The sequence below is a fragment of the Streptococcus suis genome, from assembly GCF_002960445.1.
GTDB classification, from domain to species: Bacteria; Bacillota; Bacilli; order Lactobacillales; family Streptococcaceae; genus Streptococcus; species Streptococcus hyiners.
The window spans coordinates 1-297 of sequence record NZ_POJD01000093.1 but is presented as its reverse complement, the minus strand read 5'-3'; the positions used below and the strand labels follow the sequence as shown (position 1 = coordinate 297).

1 pseudogene is annotated in these 297 nt (G+C 43.4%); it reads right to left on the bottom strand.

The window, feature by feature from the left end:
* A pseudogene (locus C1G53_RS01850) lies at nt 1–297 on the bottom strand (type I glyceraldehyde-3-phosphate dehydrogenase); the annotation flags it as partial.

The following is a 297-nucleotide window of genomic DNA, read 5'->3' as shown; positions in this document are numbered from 1 at the left end:
ATGCATCGTGAAGAGCTTTAGCCATTGGTGCCAAACAGTTTGTAGTACATGAAGCACCTGAGATAACTGTTTCAGTACCATCAAGGATGTCGTGGTTAGTGTTGAAAACAACAGTCTTAACATCGTTACCACCAGGAGCAGTGACAACAACTTTTTTAGCACCGTTAGCGTGGATGTGTTGCTCAGCTTTTTCTTTAGAAGCAAAGAAACCTGTAGCTTCCAAAACGATATCTACGCCATCAGTAGCCCAGTCGATGTTTCCTGGCTCGCGCTCTGCAGAAACTTTAACGAATTTAC